At 73.8% G+C, this 16,523-nt stretch carries 15 protein-coding genes; 6 read left to right on the forward strand and 9 right to left on the reverse strand.

From position 1 onward, the window contains the following. Nucleotides 1–17: 17 nt before the first annotated feature. The 4 genes from dctP to ABD811_RS03360 all read right to left on the reverse strand — a co-directional run bounded on the left by dctP (nucleotide 18) and on the right by ABD811_RS03360 (nucleotide 4,693). Nucleotides 18–1,307, reverse strand: a complete 1,290-nt coding sequence (gene dctP, locus ABD811_RS03345; RefSeq protein WP_344940447.1) for a TRAP transporter substrate-binding protein DctP — start codon at nucleotides 1,305–1,307, stop codon at nucleotides 18–20. Nucleotides 1,308–1,424: 117 nt separating this feature from the next. Next, nucleotides 1,425–2,213, reverse strand: coding sequence for an SDR family NAD(P)-dependent oxidoreductase (locus ABD811_RS03350; protein WP_344940450.1), 789 nt, complete (start codon nucleotides 2,211–2,213; stop codon nucleotides 1,425–1,427). A gap of 82 nt (nucleotides 2,214–2,295) precedes the next feature. Continuing rightward, a complete protein-coding gene (locus ABD811_RS03355; protein ID WP_344940453.1) occupies nucleotides 2,296–3,144 on the reverse strand; it encodes an SDR family oxidoreductase in 849 nt (282 codons plus the stop codon). Nucleotides 3,145–3,235: 91 nt separating this feature from the next. Beyond that, nucleotides 3,236–4,693 carry an aldehyde dehydrogenase gene (locus ABD811_RS03360; protein WP_344940456.1) on the reverse strand — a complete coding sequence of 486 codons (1,458 nt, stop codon included), beginning with the start codon at nucleotides 4,691–4,693 and terminating at the stop codon, nucleotides 3,236–3,238. A gap of 165 nt (nucleotides 4,694–4,858) precedes the next feature. Between ABD811_RS03360 and ABD811_RS03365 the strand changes: the two genes are divergently transcribed. Further along, nucleotides 4,859–5,335 carry a nuclear transport factor 2 family protein gene (locus tag ABD811_RS03365; RefSeq protein WP_344940458.1) on the forward strand — a complete coding sequence of 159 codons (477 nt, stop codon included), beginning with the start codon at nucleotides 4,859–4,861 and terminating at the stop codon, nucleotides 5,333–5,335. A gap of 88 nt (nucleotides 5,336–5,423) precedes the next feature. Here the strand turns inward: ABD811_RS03365 and ABD811_RS03370 are convergent, their stop codons facing one another. Next, nucleotides 5,424–6,458 (reverse strand): LLM class flavin-dependent oxidoreductase, encoded by a 1,035-nt coding sequence (locus tag ABD811_RS03370; RefSeq protein ID WP_344940461.1) that lies wholly within the window; start codon nucleotides 6,456–6,458, stop codon nucleotides 5,424–5,426. Nucleotides 6,459–6,679: 221 nt separating this feature from the next. Here ABD811_RS03370 and ABD811_RS03375 point away from each other — a divergent pair, with 221 nt between their 5' ends. The 3 genes from ABD811_RS03375 to ABD811_RS03385 all read left to right on the forward strand — a co-directional run bounded on the left by ABD811_RS03375 (nucleotide 6,680) and on the right by ABD811_RS03385 (nucleotide 10,413). After that, entirely contained in the window at nucleotides 6,680–8,320 is a 1,641-nt protein-coding gene (locus ABD811_RS03375) for a flavin-containing monooxygenase (protein ID WP_344940464.1), read from the forward strand. Between the two features lie 72 nt (nucleotides 8,321–8,392). Beyond that, entirely contained in the window at nucleotides 8,393–9,643 is a 1,251-nt protein-coding gene (locus tag ABD811_RS03380) for a CaiB/BaiF CoA transferase family protein (RefSeq protein WP_344940467.1), read from the forward strand. Between the two features lie 2 nt (nucleotides 9,644–9,645). Beyond that, nucleotides 9,646–10,413 (forward strand): FadR/GntR family transcriptional regulator, encoded by a 768-nt coding sequence (locus tag ABD811_RS03385; RefSeq protein ID WP_344940470.1) that lies wholly within the window; start codon nucleotides 9,646–9,648, stop codon nucleotides 10,411–10,413. Nucleotides 10,414–10,502: 89 nt separating this feature from the next. On the opposite strand, the gene ABD811_RS03390 is transcribed toward ABD811_RS03385, so the two are convergent. The 4 genes from ABD811_RS03390 to ABD811_RS03405 are packed head-to-tail and all read right to left on the reverse strand — an operon-like array spanning nucleotide 10,503 to nucleotide 14,406. Continuing rightward, nucleotides 10,503–11,306: an amidohydrolase family protein gene (locus ABD811_RS03390; protein WP_344940472.1), complete on the reverse strand. Its 804-nt coding sequence runs from the start codon at nucleotides 11,304–11,306 to the stop codon at nucleotides 10,503–10,505. A 7-nt stretch (nucleotides 11,307–11,313) separates the two neighbouring features. Continuing rightward, a complete protein-coding gene (locus ABD811_RS03395) occupies nucleotides 11,314–12,063 on the reverse strand; it encodes an SDR family NAD(P)-dependent oxidoreductase (RefSeq protein ID WP_344940475.1) in 750 nt (249 codons plus the stop codon). Continuing rightward, nucleotides 12,063–13,208, reverse strand: a complete 1,146-nt coding sequence (locus ABD811_RS03400; protein ID WP_344940478.1) for an acyl-CoA dehydrogenase family protein — start codon at nucleotides 13,206–13,208, stop codon at nucleotides 12,063–12,065. The genes ABD811_RS03395 and ABD811_RS03400 overlap by 1 nt, the downstream gene beginning before the upstream one ends. A gap of 34 nt (nucleotides 13,209–13,242) precedes the next feature. Next, entirely contained in the window at nucleotides 13,243–14,406 is a 1,164-nt protein-coding gene (locus tag ABD811_RS03405; RefSeq protein ID WP_344940481.1) for an acyl-CoA dehydrogenase family protein, read from the reverse strand. Nucleotides 14,407–14,508: 102 nt separating this feature from the next. Between ABD811_RS03405 and ABD811_RS03410 the strand changes: the two genes are divergently transcribed. Together ABD811_RS03410 and ABD811_RS03415 are read left to right on the forward strand one after the other, a co-directional pair. Continuing rightward, on the forward strand, nucleotides 14,509–15,708 hold the full coding sequence (locus ABD811_RS03410; protein ID WP_344940483.1) for a thiolase family protein: 1,200 nt from the start codon (nucleotides 14,509–14,511) through the stop codon (nucleotides 15,706–15,708). Nucleotides 15,709–15,745: 37 nt separating this feature from the next. Next, complete coding sequence (locus tag ABD811_RS03415) at nucleotides 15,746–16,504, forward strand: SDR family NAD(P)-dependent oxidoreductase (protein WP_344940486.1); 759 nt, start codon at nucleotides 15,746–15,748, stop codon at nucleotides 16,502–16,504. Nucleotides 16,505–16,523 lie beyond the last annotated feature (19 nt).

Below are 16,523 nucleotides of genomic sequence, written 5' to 3' on the forward strand. Positions count from 1 at the left end.
CGGGGCGCGGCGGGCGGTCAGGAGGGGCGGTGCGGCAGGAAGACCTGCTCGTAGACCTTGCCGACGTAGCGGTTCGCGTCCACCTTGCCGGGCTTGTACCACTGGTCGAAGTCGGCGTGGGCGACGTCCTCCCCGGGCCCCGCGGCCCGCGCCTCCTTGAGCCACCTGTCGGCGGCCGCCTGGATGTTCGTCACGAACGCGCCGGGGTCCTTGACCTTGGCCTCGCGCCGCATCGTGTCCAGCATGCGGGAGTTGGCGCCGGTCATGGCCTTGCGGGCGTCGTCGGAGAACGGGCCGACCGAGCCGCCCGCCGCCTTGGCCTGGGAGACGGCCTGCGCGATGTTCGGCCAGATCTTGCCCTCGATGTTGGAGGCCAGGAAGACGTCCAGGCGGTCCCACAGCAGCTGGCGGGCGACCAGCGGCAGCCCGTCCCAGGTGCGCTGGTTGATCGCCATGCCGCCGGGGGCCAGGGCGAACCCGGCGGCGGGGTCGATGGTCACGTTCGGCGCGACCTTGACGAATCCGCCGAGCACGCCGACGGTGAAGCTGGAGACGGTGCAGTCGACCACGCCGCGCTGCAGGCTCTCGAACTGCTCGGTGTAGGGCACCGACGCGGGCGCGGCGCCGAGCGCGGTCAGCTCGGCGTTCTGCGCCTGGCCGCCGGAGGCGGTCTGCACGCCCTTGAGCGAGGCCAGGTCGCGGCGGGGCTTGCGGCAGAACATCACGTTGGCGCCCGAGTCGTAGTACGGCACCATCAGCTTGATGCCCTTCTTCTCGAACTCCTCGGTGATCTCGGGCGTCTTGAAGGCCACCTCGTTGGGCCAGGCGTTGGACTGCAGCGTCCCGGCGACCGGCGTCTGGTCGGACACGAAGCTCGCCTGGATCAGCGCGGCGTTGGCCGGGTACTCGGAGGGCTCGTAGATCGGCAGCACCTGGCCGATGTCCAGCCGGCCGTCCACCAGGGCGTCGTCCACCTCGGCGGGCGGGGCGACGCCGTTGGAGTAGGTCACCTCGAAGGTGATCTTGCCGCCGGACCACTCGGTGACGGCCTTGAGGTAGTCCTCGACGTTCTTGCCGGTGACCGAGCCCTTCGGGGACGGGGACTGGGTGGTCAGCTTGATCGGCCGGACGTCGGCGAAGGCCGCCTTGTACTGCTCGATGGTCGCCCCCTGGGGGACGCCCTGACCTCCCCCGCCACCGGCCCCGCGGCCTTGGGTGTCGGCGCAGGCCGACAGTGCGAGGACGCTGCACGCGCCCAGGGCGAGGGCGAGCCCGCGCACGCCCCGGCCACCGCTGAGTGCGACCATGTTCCACTCCGTCGCTCGGGAAAAGATGATGAATATGATTCGCCTGTATTACGCCCAGGTCAAGAGTTCTATGCGCATGAATCGAAGGAAATACGTCCTGGTGGGGGCGTCCGCACGCTAGGTGCGCAGGCCGCGCCAGGCGGTGGTGCCGCCGTCCACTGGGAAGATCCCGCCGGTGACGAACGAGGCGTCGTCGGAGGCCAGGAAGCAGACGACCTTGGCCACCTCCGCCGCCCGCCCGAACCGGGGGATCAGGTGCGCGCCCGTCATCTCCCGCAGCCTGACCTCCCGGTCCGGCGCGGCCTCCAGGTGCGCGCGGCTCATCGGCGTCTCGATCGAACCCGGGCAGTAGGCGTTGCAGCGCACCTCGGGCGCCAGCGCGATCGCGGCGGCCCGGGTGAGCTGGATGACCGCGCCCTTGCTGGAGGCGTAGGCCGCGGCCGGGTAGCCCGTCATCCCCGCGACGGACGCGGCGTTCACCACCGAGGGGCCGCGCCCCGACGCCCGCAGGTGCGGGGCCGCCGCCTTGGTCGCCGCCCACACGGCCTTGACGTTGATCGCGTACACCCGGTCCCAGGCGTCGTCGGGCAGCGTCTCGAACGTGGCGCCGGGGGCGACCGCGCCGTCCAGCACCCCGGCGTTGTTGACCAGGGTGTCCAGGCCGCCCGCCGCCGCGGCGGCCGTCTCGACCATGCCCGCGACCTGCGCCGCGTCCGCCAGGTCGACGTGGATCGGCAGGCCCCGCGCGCCCGTCTCGCCGACGGCGGCGGCGGTCTCCTCCGCGGCGGCGAGGTCGATGTCGGCCACGGCCACGAACGCGGCGCCCTGCCGGGCGGCCTCCACGGCGATCTCCCGTCCCATGCCGGCGCCCGCGCCGGTCACGAGCACACGCTTGTCCGTGAGCATGTCGGTCTCCGTTCTGCGGTTGGAAATGTGCGCGCCGCGCCGGCGACCGTGCGCCACGCCCCGCGCTCACGGTGAAGGCGGATCAATCCGGGGCGACAGTGCGGCGTCCCGCTTCGAGCAGGCCGGTCGGCTCCTCGTAGCGGCCGGTGGCGAAGGGCGAGGGGCCTCCGGCGCCGGTCATGCCCGCGTCGACCGGCAGCACGATTCCGGTGACGTGGGACGCCTCGTCACTGGCCAGGTAGAGCGCCCCGGCGGCGACGTCGGCGGGACGCAGCGGCCGGTCCATGTACGCCGTCTCGCCCAGCGCGCGCTCGGCCCCGCCCAGGTCGTCGGCGCCCCCGGCCACCAGTCCGGCGGTCATGGCCGACACGACGGCGCCGGGCACGATGACGTTGCACCGCACGCCGAACCGGCGCAGCTCGGCGGCGACCGAGTTGGACAGCCCGATGATCCCGGCCTTGACCGCGCTGTAGACGTGCGGGCCGACGCCGCCGAGCACACCGGCGGGGCTGGACGTCGACAGGATCACGCCGCTGCGCCGGGGCTTCATCACCCGCGCGGCGTGCTTCATCCCGCACAGCGCGCCGCGCAGGTTGACGGCGATGGTCAGGTCGGCGTCCGGCATGCGGGTGCGGTCGATCGGGCCGAGGGCGCCCATCACCCCGGCGTTGTTGAACATGACGTCCAGGTGGCCGAAGCGTTCGACGGCGGTGTCGACCAGGGCGGCCACGTCGTCCTCGCGGGAGACGTCGGCGCGCACGAACGCCGCGCCCTCCCCCAGCTCGGCGGCCAGCGCCTCGCCGGGGCTTTCCTGCACGTCGGCGATGACGACGCGGGCGCCCTCGGCGTGGAACAGGCGGGCCGTGCCCTCGCCGATCCCGCTCGCGCCGCCGGTGATGACCGCGACCTTCCCGGCCAGCCGTCCGGACATTGACCCTCCTCGGTCGGTCTGACGCGCGCAGGGGCGTCACGCGCGGGGGCGTCAGACAGGGGTGTACGAAAAGTGGCCGTGCCAGGCCTCGTCAGGGGGCGACGGCGATGGACTTGGTCTCCAGGTAGGACCGGAATCCCTCCGGGCCCATCTCCCGGCCCACGCCCGACTCCTTGTAGCCGCCGAACGGGGTGCCGAACGCCTGCGCGCGCCCGTTGATGCTGACCATGCCGGTGCGGATCCGCCGGGCGATCGCCAGCGCCCGCTCCTCGTCCGGCGTCCAGACCGAGCCGGACAGGCCGTAGCGGGAGTCGTTGGCGATGGCCACGGCCTCGTCGTCGCCTTCGTACTCGATGACCGCCAGGACCGGCCCGAAGATCTCCTCCTGCGCGACGCGCATGCCGTTGTCGACGCCGTCCAGCAGGGTGGGCGGGACGAACCAGCCGCGTGCCAGCTCGCCGGGCAGGTCGGCGTGCTCGCCGCCGACGACGACGCGGGCGCCCTCGGCCCGACCGGTCGCGATGTAGCCGGTGACGCGGTCGCGCTGCCCTTCGCTGATCAGCGGCCCGATGGTCGTGGAGGGGTCGGCGGGGTCGCCGAGGCGCTGCGCGCGCAGCGCCTCGGCCAGCGCCGCGACGATCTCGTCCCGGCGGCGGCGCGGCACCAGCACGCGGGTCTGGGCGATGCACGCCTGGCCGTTGACCAGCAGCGCCATCGGCAGCAACGCCGGAACGACGGCGTCCAGGTCGGCGTCGTCGCAGATGATCGCGGCCGACTTGCCGCCCAGCTCCAGCGTGACGCGGGCGATCCGCCCGGCCGCCACCGCCATGATCTTCTTGCCGGCGGCGCTGCTGCCGGTGAAAGAGATCTTGTCGACCTGCGGATGCGCCACCAGACGCTCCCCGGCGTCCCGGTCGCCGGGCACCACGCTCAGCACCCCCTCCGGCAACCCCGCCGCCGCCAGCGCCTCGGCCAGCGCCCGCACCGTCAACGGCGTCTCCGGCGGCGGCTTGAGCACCACCGAGCACCCCGCCGCCAACGCCGGAGCCACCTTCAACGCGGGGGTGCTCAGCGGACCGTTCCACGGCGTGATCGCCGCCACCACCCCCACCGGCTCCTGCGTCACCACACTGGCGTTCACGCCGTCGGTCCGCCGCTCGTCGTAGGGGAACGACTCGGCCAGATCGGCGTAGTAACGCAGATGCCGGATCGGGTTGGGCACATGCGCCCGCTCACTGAACCAGATCGGACACCCCAGCTCGGCCGTGATGCTCGCCGCCAGCTCGGGGGCGCGTTTCTCCAGCAGGTCGGCGGCGGTGCGCAGCACCCGTGCCCGCTCGGCCGGATCGGCGCCCGCCCACACGCCCGCGTCGAACGACGCCCGGGCCGCCGCCACCGCCTCATCGATGTCGGCCGCCGACGCCAAGGCCGCCGACCCCGCACACCGGCCCGTCGCCGGATTGCGCACCTCCACCGCACCGCCGCCCCGCGCCGGAACCCACCGGCCCCCGACGAACAGTTCCAGTGGTTGGCTCCGCGACGCCGACATCTGCGCTCCGATCCCGCCCGACCGTCCGAATCTGTGATAATGAACATAAGGTATCGGTCAACGGGAGGTCAAGGACCCGACCCCCCGGACCTGCGCGGACCATGATCAACCGGACGGGCGGCGGTTCGCGTGCGCGGTACGGGCGGCCCGAGCGAAGGAGCGACCATGACGAGCCAGAGCGAGATCGCCGCCCTGCTGCGGCGGGTGCGCCGCCTGGAGGAGACCGAGGCGGCGCGCAACCATCTGCACCGGTACGCCGAGGCGCTCGACGATCCCGTCCCGGAGGCGGTGGCGGCCCTGTTCACCGAGGACGGCGCGCTGCACACGCGGCTGGGCGGCCGGCCGGGGCGGACGATGGCCGGACGCGAGGCCATCGCCGCCTTCTACCGGGAGCGCGGCGCGGCCGACCCGGCGGAGAAGCGGCACTTCATCGTCAGCCCGAGGACCACATGGGTGGAGCCGGGCGTGGTGGAGATCGCCTCGTACTTCCTGTTCACGGCGCGCGCCGACGACGCGTCGGTGATCGGCTGGGGCACCTACCGGGACCGGCTGCGGGTCGACGGCGACACCGCGCTGTTCACCGACAAGATCATCGACCTTCATGTGGGGACCGACCTGGCGCAGGGGTGGGCGCGCTCGTGACCGCCCGGCCTGACGCGGCGGCGGCTGCTCACCGGCGTGGCGCCCCTCGGCCGCGTCGTGCCGTCGCGCGCCGCCCTGCCCCGCCTGGTCAGCGGAAGGCCGGCAGCACCTCGTCCCTGAACAGCTCCAGGGTCCGCAGCACCTGCTCCTGGGGCAGGTCGTACCACTGGGCGCGCAGGATGACGTGGGTGAACCCGTCGGCCTCCAGCGCCTTGAGCGCGGCGATCGCCCCGGCCGGGTCGGTGAACAGGTAGGAGGCGTCGGCGACCTCCTCGGCCGCGCGGTCGCCGCGCAGGTGCCGGTACGCGTCGCCCTGCTGCGGCGCGTTGTGCTCGGCGTACTTGCGGGTGAGGGCGCCGCGGGCCGCGACGCCGACGGCCCGCGCGCGCTCGCGGTCGTGGTCGAGCACCAGCTCCCGGCGGACGACCAGCTCGGACGGCCCGCGGCCGAGCCGTTCGCGTTCCCCCCGGTAGTGGCCCAGGAGCGTGCGCAGTTTCGCCGGCGTGACGTGGGGCGGGACGATCCAGGCGTCCCCGAGCCGGGCGGCGCGCAGCGCTCCGGTGCGGTGCGGGCCCGCGCCGATCCACACCGGCGGCCCGCCCGGCTGGACCGGCGGCAGGCTGATGTGCTGGTCGTCGACGCGGAAGTGCGCGCCCTGGAACGTGACGCGCTCGCCGGTCCACAGCCGCCGGATCAACTCGACGGCCTCCTCGTAGCGGCCGAGCCGGTGGTCCATCGGGATGCCGAACGAGGCGAACTCGTTCTCCCGGTAGCCCATGCCGAAGCCGGCGACGGCGCGTCCCCCGGTCAGGTGGTCCAGGGTGGCGAACTCCTCGGCGACCTCGACGGGGTGCCGCAGCGGCAGGATGAACATGTTCGTGCCGAGGCGCATGTCGCCCGTGTCGTCGGCGAGCGCGGCCAGCAGCGGGATCGGCTGCAGGGTCGGCATGCCGCCGAGGTAGTGCTGCAGCACCCAGACCGAGGAGATTCCCGCGTCGCGGGCCGCCCGCACCTGCTCGCGGATCAGCGGGACGCGTCGCGCGGGCACGACGTCCGGGGGAAAGTCGTTCATGACGGCGAGCCCGAACCGCAGCACCTCGGCACCTCCACACGCCCGGATCACCCTGGGCGACATCGTACGGACCAGCTGGACAGGGGACGTCAGGGCGAAGAAACCAGGTTCATCATGCGCCTGGATTTCTCCTCGGGTCAAGCGGCCCGGCCCGCCGGGCGACCTGGCCGGCAGCGCCGGGAGGGCCGTCGCCCCGGCGGCCGCTTGACGGAGTGACCATCCACCAAATACCTTCATTTCATTATCAGAGTTAAGGGTAGGAGCGCCTGGCAGTGAGCACGCCCACCGCATCGAACGAACGTCCCGGGCCGCCGCCCGGGGAGCTGGACGTCCTGGTCGTCGGCGCGGGCTTCGCCGGGCTGTACGCCCTGTACCGGCTGCGCGAGCTCGGCCACCGGGTGCACGCCGTGGAGGCGGCGGGCGACGTCGGCGGCGTCTGGTACTGGAACCGGTACCCGGGGGCGCGCTGCGACATCGAGAGCGTCGACTACTGCTTCTCCTTCTCCGACGAGCTGGTCCAGGACTGGAACTGGACCGAGCGCTACCCGTCCCAGCCGGAGATCCTCCGCTACATCGACCATGTCGCCGACCGGTTCGACCTGCGCCGCGACATCACCTTCCGCACCCGGGTGACGGCGCTGACCTTCGACGAGGCCGCGGGCACCTGGACGGCCGCCACCGAGCACGGCGACCGCGTCACCGCCCGCCACGTCATCATGGCCACCGGCCAGCTGTCGGTCGCCAAGCCGCCCGAGATCGAGGGCGTCGGCGACTTCGCCGGCGACTGCCACCACACCGGGAACTGGCCGCACGACGGCGTCGACCTCACCGGCAGGCGCGTGGGCGTGATCGGCACCGGCTCGTCCGGCGTGCAGGTCATCCCGCAGATCGCCCGGCAGGCCGCGCACCTGACGGTCTTCCAGCGCACCCCGCACTACATCGTCCCGGCCGTCAACCGCCCGCTCGACCCCGAGTACGTCGCCGACCTCAAGTCGCGCTTCGAGGAGTACCGCGAGCAGGCCCGCAACCATCCGGGCGGGACGCACCGCGTGCTGCACGAGGACCTGGCGGTGGAGGCCGCCCCCGAGGAGCTGCGCGCACGGCTGGAGGAGTACTGGCGGCGCGGCGGGCCCGACATCCAGGCCGCCTACAGGGACATCACCCGCGACCCGGCGGCCAACGACAGGGCCGCCGAGTTCGTCCGGTCCAAGATCCGTGAGATCGTCCGGGACCCGGAGGTGGCCGAGCGGCTCACCCCGCGCGGCTACCCGTTCGGCAGCAAGCGCCTGGTCCTGGAGATCGGCTACTACGAGACGTTCAACCGCGACGACGTCCGCCTGGTCGACCTGCGCGAGACCCCCATCGAGCGCGTCGAGCCCGAGGGCGTGCGCACCGGCGGCGCGCGGCCGGAGCTGCACCGGCTGGACGTGCTGGTGTTCGCCACCGGGTTCGACGCGCTGACCGGCGCCGTGCTGAAGGTCGACATCCGCGGCCGGGGCGGGCGGTCGCTGCGGGACAAGTGGTCGGCGGGCCCCCGGACGTACCTGGGGCTGGCCACCCACGGGTTCCCCAACCTGTTCTTCATGGCCGGGCCCGGCAGCCCCTCGGTCATCAGCAACGTGCTGGTGTCGATCGAGCAGCACGTCGAGTGGGTCACCGACCACCTGGAGTACCTGCGCAAGAACGGGCTGACCCGCTCCGAGGCCGTCCTGGAGAAGGAGGACGCCTGGGTCGAGCACGTCAACGACGTCGCCGCGCAGACGCTGTACCCGCGCGGCAACTCCTGGTACCTGGGCGCGAACGTGCCGGGCAAGCCGCGCGTGTTCATGCCCTACGTCGGCGGGGTCGGACGTTACCGGCAGATCTGCGCCGACGTGGCCGCACGTGACTACGACGGCTTCGACCTGAGCTGACCCCCGAGCCGTCCCACGAACCGATCGCGAGCGGGAGGGTCCCGCACGTGAACACACCTGGAGGTCCGGCGCGTGAGCCCTGCTGACATGCGCGACGACAGTCCGCCCCCCGCCGACGGCCCGCTCGCGGGCGTGCGCGTCATCGAGCTCGGCTCGATGTACGCGGCGCCGACCGCCGGCCGGATGCTGCGCGACTTCGGCGCGGACGTGGTCAAGGTCGAGGACCCGGCGAGCGGAGACTTCGCCCGCCAGTGGCAGCCCGCGCACAACGGCCTGGCGATCGGGTTCTCGAGGCTGAACGCGGGCAAGCGGTCGGTGGGCGTCGACCTGCGGCGGCCCGCAGGGCGCGACATCGTCCGGCGGCTGGCCCGGGACGCCGACGTGCTCATCGAGAACTTCCGGCCCGGCCGGATGGAGGCGTGGGGCCTGGGCTACAAGGAGCTGTCGCAGGACAACCCCGGCCTGGTGCTGACGCGGGTGAGCGGCTTCGGGCAGACCGGCCCGTACCGGGAGCGTCCCGGGTTCGGCACCGTCGCCGAGACCGCCAGCGGGTACGCCTTCCTCAACGGCTGGCCGGACTCTCCCCCGACCGCGCCGCCGTTCGGGTTCGCCGACTCGATCGCCGGGATCGCGGCGGCGTTCGGCACGACCATGGCGCTGTACCGGCGGGAGGCGGGCGACGGCGCCGGCGGCGAGGTGGACGTGGCGCTGTACGAGCCGCTGATGTTCATCCTCGGTGACGCGGTGCTGCGCTACACCGCCTCCGGCGAGATCATGCAGCGCTGCGGCAACGCGTCGGGCGCGGCCTCGCCGCGCGGCATCTACCAGGCCGCCGACGGGGCGTGGCTGTCGATCGCGGCGTCCAACCAGAGCATCGCGATGCGGCTGTTCGACGCGATGGACCGGCCCGACCTGCGCACCGACGAACGGTACGCCACCAACGCGGCGCGCATGGCCAACAACGAGGCGCTGCAGAAGATCGTGGCGGACTGGGTGCGGTCGCGGCCGCGCGCCGACGTGCTGGCCGTGCTGGACGAGCACGAGGTGGTGGCGGCGCCGGTCAACGACGCGCGCGACATCACCCGCGACCCGCACTTCGCCGAGCGCACGCTCGTGGAGCTGGCGGGCACCGTGCTCGGCCCGGCCGCCGTGATGCCCGGCCCGGTCCTGCACGTCAAGGACTACGCGGGGCCGGCGTACGAGGGCGTGCCCGGCGTCGGCGAGCACACCGGCGAGGTGCTGGGCGGGGAGCTGGGGATGCCCGCGGACCGGCTGGCCGAGCTGGCCGCGGCGGGCGTGATCAGCGCCCCGGGAGGGTCCTGACGATGACGGCACCGGTGGCGCCCGGCCCGGCGGCCCGGGGCACGCCGCGGCCGAAGAAGACCGCCGAGCTGCTGGCGCAGCGGATCGTCGCCGACATCAACCGGCGCGGCAACACCGTCGGCGACCGGCTGCCGCCCGAGCGGGAGATGCTGGAGCACTACAGCGTCGGCCGCGGCACGCTGCGCGAGTCGCTGCGGTTCCTGGAGCTGCAGGGCGTGATCGCGCTGAAGCCGGGGCCGGGCGGCGGCCCGGTCGTGCAGCGGCCGGACGCGGGGACGCTGGCCACCACGCTGACGCTGCTGCTGCAGTTCGGCAACGCGCCGTTCCGCACGGTCGCCGAGGCGCGCGGCGGGCTGGAGCCGATGATGGCGCGGCTGGCCGCCGAGCGGATGAGCGCCGGGCACCTGGCCGACCTGCGCTCCAGCGTCGAGGTCATGGGCGACCACCTGCACGACCAGGCGGTGTTCCTGGAGCAGAACAAGCGCTTCCACGACGTCATCGCGCACGGCTCGGGCAACGAGCTGTTCGGTCTCGTGGTGGACGCGCTGCTCGGCATCCTGGACGGCTCGGCCATCGGCATCGACTACCCGGAGGTGCGGCGCCGCGCCGTGCACCGGGCGCACCTGCGGATCTACGAGGCGATCGCCGCGCGCGACCCGGCGGCGTCGGCCGAGGCGATGACCCGGCACATCGACGAGTACATCCGCTACGCCGAACGCAAGTTCCCCGAGGTGCTGGCGGCCCCGATCGTGTGGAGCGACGGCCCGTAACGCCCCCTGCCCCCGGCGCTGCGCACACTCCGGCGCTCCGCACACTCCGGGAGGCCGCGCGGGACCTCCCGGAGCATCCGGTCACCGGTTCACCTGGCCCAGGGCGAGTCGATCCCCAGGACGCGGGCCATGGTGCCGCCGAGCACGGACTTGGTCTCGTCGTCGGTCAGGCCGAGCGCCCCGATCGCGGCGATCTCCTCGCCCGGGTCGGTCATCGGCCAGTCCGAGCCGAACACGATCCGTTCCGCGCCGTGCCGCCGCACCAGCCGCCGCACCCGTTCGGGCGGCAGCTCCGCCAGGCTCGGCGGCCAGGACGTCTCCAGCACCACGTCGGCGCCGTCGAGCATCTCCTCGGCCTGGTCCAGGATGCGGTAGCCGCCGAAGTGGCAGGCCACCAGCCGCAGGTCGGGGAACCGCCGCGCGATGTCGGCGATCATCCGGGGGCTGGACAGCGCGTTGGTGCGGGCGTCGCCGCCCTCCCCCACGTGGGCGATGACGGCGACGTCGGAGCCGAACGCCTCGAACAGGTCCCACAGGCGGGGGTCGTCCAGGGCGAAGTTCTGGAACAGCGGGTGCAGCTTGACGGCTCTGACGCCGTGCCGCCGCAGGCTGGCCATGTTCTCCTCGACGGGCAGGTCGACGTGGACGGTGCCGACGCCGATCCGCCGCTCCCCCGCCAGCCCGGCGACGAACGCGTTGACCTTGTCGACGTGCCGGGCCTGGTTGGCGATGCCCAGGCAGCAGCTGACATCGACGCCGGTGCGGTCCATCGCCGCGGTCAGGCCGCCGACGGTGCCGTCGCCGCGCGCGGTGAGGCCGGGCACGCGGTTGCCGCCGAGCGCGGCCGCGGCGATCCGGTCCGGCCAGACGTGGCTGTGCGCATCAATGATCATGTTTCCCTCACAGCTTGCCGGACTCGCCGCCGTCCACCACGAACGTCGCGCCGGTGGTGAACGACGACAGCGGGGACAGCAGCAGGCACGCCAGCGGCACCAGCTCGGCCGGGTCGGCGATGCGCCCGGCGGGGATGCGGGCGACGCGGCGGCGCAGCAGGTCGGGCGACTCCAGCACGGCGCGCTGGGCGTCGGTGCGGAACGCGCCCGGTGCCAGGCAGTTGACCTGGACGTTCTTCGCGGCCCACTCGGCGGCCAGGGCCTCGGTGAACCGCACCACCGCGCCCTTGGACGTCGAGTAGGCGACCAGGTGGGGCTTGCCCCGCACGCCGGTGGTGGAGGCGACGTTGACGATGCGGCCGCCGCCCTGGGCGATCATGTGCCGTCCGGCGGCCCGCGCGAGCAGCATGGGCGCGATGACGTTGACCGCCATGGTCTCCTTCCACACGGCGGGGTCCTGGTCGGCGAACCTGCCGGCCGGGGCGACGCCCGCGTTGTTGAGCAGCGCGTCGATGCGTCCGTGCCGGGCGACCACCTCGTCGGCGAGCCCGGCGACGGCGTCCTCGTCGCGCATGTCGGCCTCCACGGCGGTGATACGGCCGTCGCCGCGCTCGGCCAGCTCGTCCAGGGCGTCCTTGGAGCGGGCGGCGCCGACCACGTGCGCGCCCTCGGCGGCGAGCCGGAGCGCGATGGCGGCGCCCAGGCCCCGGCTCGCGCCGGTCACCAGGACGACCGCGTCCCGCAGCCGCAGATCCATCAGGAGACTCCCTTCGCCAGGCGGCGCGCGAGCGAGTCGAGCAGCACCTCGGTGGCGCCCTCGTAGACGCGCAGCGGACGCGCATTGCGGTACAGCCGTTCGATCTTCGAGCCGCGCACCAGCCCGAAGCGGCCCATGACCTGCAGGGACCGGTCCACGACCCGGCCGGCGGCCTCGGTGGCGCCGACCTTGGCGATCGAGGACATGTCCAGGCGGGCCAGCGGGTCGGAGCCGGCCAGCGCCGCCGCCCGGTAGGCGATCGCGCGGGCCGTCTCCACCTCCGTCCACGACAGGGCGACGTTCTGCGCGACGGCGCCGAGGTGGATCAGCGGCCTGCCGAACTGCTCGCGGGTGGTGACGTGCCGCAGCGCCTCGTCCAGGGCGGCCTGCGCCAGCCCGACCGCTGAGCCGGCCACCGACACGCGGAACACCGCGAGGGTCTGCAGCATCAGCGAGAACGCCTTGCGGGGGACGCCGAGCCGGTTCTCCTCGGGCACCACGACCCCGTCGAAGTCCAGCTCGCCGAGGATGTGCGGGGCGATGAGGTCGCTGCCCCGGGTGACGGTCAGCCCGGGCGCGTCGGCGGGGACGAGCACCATCGAGTACCCGTCGTCGCCCTCGCGGCCGAGCACGCAGTAGAAGTCGGCCGCGCCGCCGTTGGTGATGAACGACTTGCGGCCGTGCACCCGCACGCCGCCCGCGACGCGGTCGACGGTGGTGGTGACGGCGCGCAGGTCGGACCCGACGTCCGGTTCGGTGAGCGCCACCCCGGCGATCGCCTCCAGCGCGGCCACCCGGGGCAGCCACGCGCGGCGCAGCTCGTCGGTCCCGCCGACGGCCAGCGAGTAGCTGCCGATGCCCTGCATGGCGAACAGCGAGTCCAGGTGCGCCGAGGAGTACATCAGCGCCTCGCGCACGACGGTGATCGTCAGCGGGTCGAGCGTCTCGCTCTCCCCGCCGTGGGCCGCGGGCACCACGTGCCGGGCCAGGCCGGAGGCGCGCAGGGCGTCCAGGACCCCGGCGTGCACCTCGGTGCTCTCGTCGGCCTCGGCGGCGAACGCGTCCACCCGCGCCGCGACCTCCCGCGCCGCCTCCCGCACCTTGCGGTGACGCGGGCTCAGCTCGAACAACTGCCCTTCTTCCACGATGCTCCTCGGGGTCGGTGTCGGGGGCGGACGGTCAGCGGCGCTGGTCGAACCTGCGGCCGAGCAGCTCGGAGGCGATGCGGATGCGCTGCATGGTGGGGGTGCCGCCCGCGATGGCCCAGCCGTGCGCGTCGCGGTGCAGGCGCTCGATCCCGTACTCCTCGGTGTAGCCGTTGCCGCCGTGCAGCTGCATGGCCAGGTCGGTGACGCGCTTGGCCATCTCGTTGGCGGCGCACTTGGCCAGCGAGGTGTGCAGCGGGTCGGGCAGTCCGGTGCCCGCGCCGGCGGCGGCGCGTTCGACCAGCAGCCGGGCCGACTCGACCTGCAGCAGCATGTCGGCCAGCGTGAGCTGCACGGACTGGAACTCCACCAGCGGCTTGCCGAACTGCTCGCGGCGGCGCACGTACTCGCGGGTGCGGTCGAGCGCGGCCTGCCCGATCGCCAGGCTCATGGTGGAGTTGCCGAGCCGTTCGATGGAGAAGACCCCGAACAGCCTGCCGAAGCCGCCGGCGGGCACGACGACGTTCTCCTCGGGCACGTGGACGCCGTCGAGGATCACGTCGGCGGACGGGATGCCGCGGAAGCCCATGAGCCTCTCGGGCGGGCCGAAGCTCAGGCCGGGCATGCCCTTCTCCACGACGACGGCGCCGATGCCCTTGGATCCGGGGGCGTCGCCCATCCGGCAGTACAGCAGGTACCGGTCGGCCTCGCCGCCGTTGGAGATCCAGCGCTTGACGCCGTTGACGACGTAGCCGCCGGGGACGGGTTCGGCGCGGGTGCGCATGTCGGTGGCGGCCGACCCGGCGTCCGGCTCGGAGATCGCGACGGCCATGGTGCTCTCGCCCCGGATGATCGGCGGCAGCCAGCGCGCCCGCTGCTCCTCGGTGCCCAGATGGTTGATCACCTGGGCGGGCCCGGTGTTGGCCTCGAAGATCTGGAACGCCGCGGGCCGGGACACCTTGGCGAACTCCTCGATCACGGCCAGCGCCTGCGGGAGCGGGGCGCCCGCGCCGCCGAACCGCTCGGGCAGCGCGATGCCGAGGAAGCCCAGGTCGCCCAGGCGGCGCCGCTCGTTCTCCGGCACGGGGGCGCGGGCGGCGTCGCGCTCGGCGGCCGACGGGCCGAACACCTCGGCCGCCACCCGGGCCGCCAGCGCGCGGATCTCGTCGATCTCGGGATGCTCGGCAACGGCAGTCATGGAACCCGCCTTCTCCCTAGTAATGATGAACCTGGTTTATGGGCGAGCGGCGGTCACCGGCGCTCGTGGACATACTGATGCATATCATGATAATCAATTGCCATGCAGCAGGGACACCCGCCGGCCGAGGCCGTCATCGTCGACGCGGTCCGGACGGCCAGCGCGCGGGGCCGTCCGGGCGGCGGGCTCGCCGACGTCCACCCGGTCGACCTCCTGGCCCGGACGTTCACGGCGCTTCTCGCCCGGCACGACCTCGACCCCGGACTCGTCGACGACGTGCTGGTGGGATGCGTGTCGCAGGTCGGCGAGCAGTCGGCCACGCCGGGCCGGATGGCCTGGCTGGCGGCCGGGCTGCCGCCGCACGTGCCCGCCGCCACCATCGACCGCAAGTGCGGGTCCAGCCAGCAGGCCCTGCACTTCGCCGCGCAGGCCGTCATGTCCGGATGCCAGGACGTCGTCGTCGTGGCGGGCGTGGAATCCATGAGCAGGGTTCCGATGGGCTCGGCCCGCGCGGGCGCCGACCCGTACGGCACCGCGGTCGGCGAACGGTACGCCCCCGGCCTGGTGCCGCAGGGCGTCGCCGCCGAGCTGGTCGCCGCCCGCTGGAAGCTGGGACGCGACGACCTGGACGCCTACGCCGTCCGCTCGCACCGCCTGGCCGCCGCCGCGCGCGACTCCGGCGCGTTCGACCGCGAGATCGTGCCGGTCGGCACCCCGGCGGGCGCGTTCGCCCGCGACGAGACGATCCGCCCCGACAGCACCGTGGAACGCCTGGCCGCGCTGCGGCCCGCGTTCGCGCGCGACGACGTCGCGGCCCGCTTCCCCGAGATCGGCTGGCACGTCACCGCCGGGAACTCGTCGCAGATCACCGACGGCGCCGCCGCCCTGCTGGTGATGAGCGCCGGCCGCTGCGCGGAGCTGGGGCTGACGCCGCGCGCCCGCGTCCACGCGATGGCGGTGTGCGGGGACGACCCGCTGCTGATGCTCACCGCGCCCATCCCGGCGACGCGCCGGGTCCTGGAACGCTCCGGGCTGACGCTCGCCGACATCGACCACATCGAGATCAACGAGGCGTTCGCGTCCGTCCCGCTGGCCTGGCTCGCCGAGTTCCCGGACGCCGACCCGGCCCGGGTCAACCCGCGCGGCGGCGCCATCGCCCTCGGCCACCCGCTCGGCGCGTCCGGCGCCCGCCTGGCCGCCACGATGCTGCACGCCCTGGAGGACGGCGGCGGCCGCTACGGCCTGCAGCTGATGTGCGAGGCGGGCGGCATGGCCAACGCCACCGTCATCGAACGCCTCTGACCCCCGCGTTCAACCACCGCGAAACGGAGACACCCGCGTGGACGTCAACGGAACATCGGTCATCGTCACCGGCGGCGCCTCGGGCCTGGGCGCGGCCACCGCGGCGCGGCTCGCCGAGCGCGGCGCCCACGTGGTCGTCCTGGACCTGCCCGAGTCGGACGGCGAGGCCGTGGCCGGGCGGCTCGGCGGCACGTTCGCCCCCGCCGACGTCACCGATCCCGGCGGCGTGCAGGCCGCGCTCGACGCCGCCGAGGCCGCCGCCCCGCTGCGCGCCCTGGTCCACTGCGCGGGACGCGGCGGGCCGGTGCGGCTCGTCGGCCGCGACGGCAGCCCCGGCTCGCTGGAGACCTACGAGCGGATCGTGCGGATCAACCTGATCGGGACGTTCAACGTGCTGCGGCTGGCGGCGGCGCGGATGGCCCGCAACGAGCCCGTCGGCGGCGAACGCGGCGTGTGCGTGCTGACCGCGTCCGTCGCCGCGTGGGAGGGGCAGATCGGCCAGATCCCGTACGCGTCGGCGAAGGCGGGCGTGGTCGGCATGACGCTGGTGGCCGCGCGCGACCTGGCGTCGCGGCTGATCCGGGTCACCACGATCGCGCCCGGGCTGTTCGACACCCCGATCCTGGCCCGGCTGCCCGAGGACGTGCGCGCGTCCCTCGGCAGGAGCGTCCCCCACCCCAACCGGCTCGGCGTCCCCGACGAGTACGCCTCGCTGGCCCTGCAGATCATCGAGAACAGGATGCTGAACGGCGAGACCATCCGCCTGGACGGCGCGCTGCGCATGGCCCCGCGCTGACCGCGACCGCAGCGAAGCG

This window comes from Actinomadura miaoliensis, assembly GCF_039536785.1.
Taxonomy (GTDB): Bacteria; Actinomycetota; Actinomycetes; order Streptosporangiales; family Streptosporangiaceae; genus Spirillospora; species Spirillospora miaoliensis.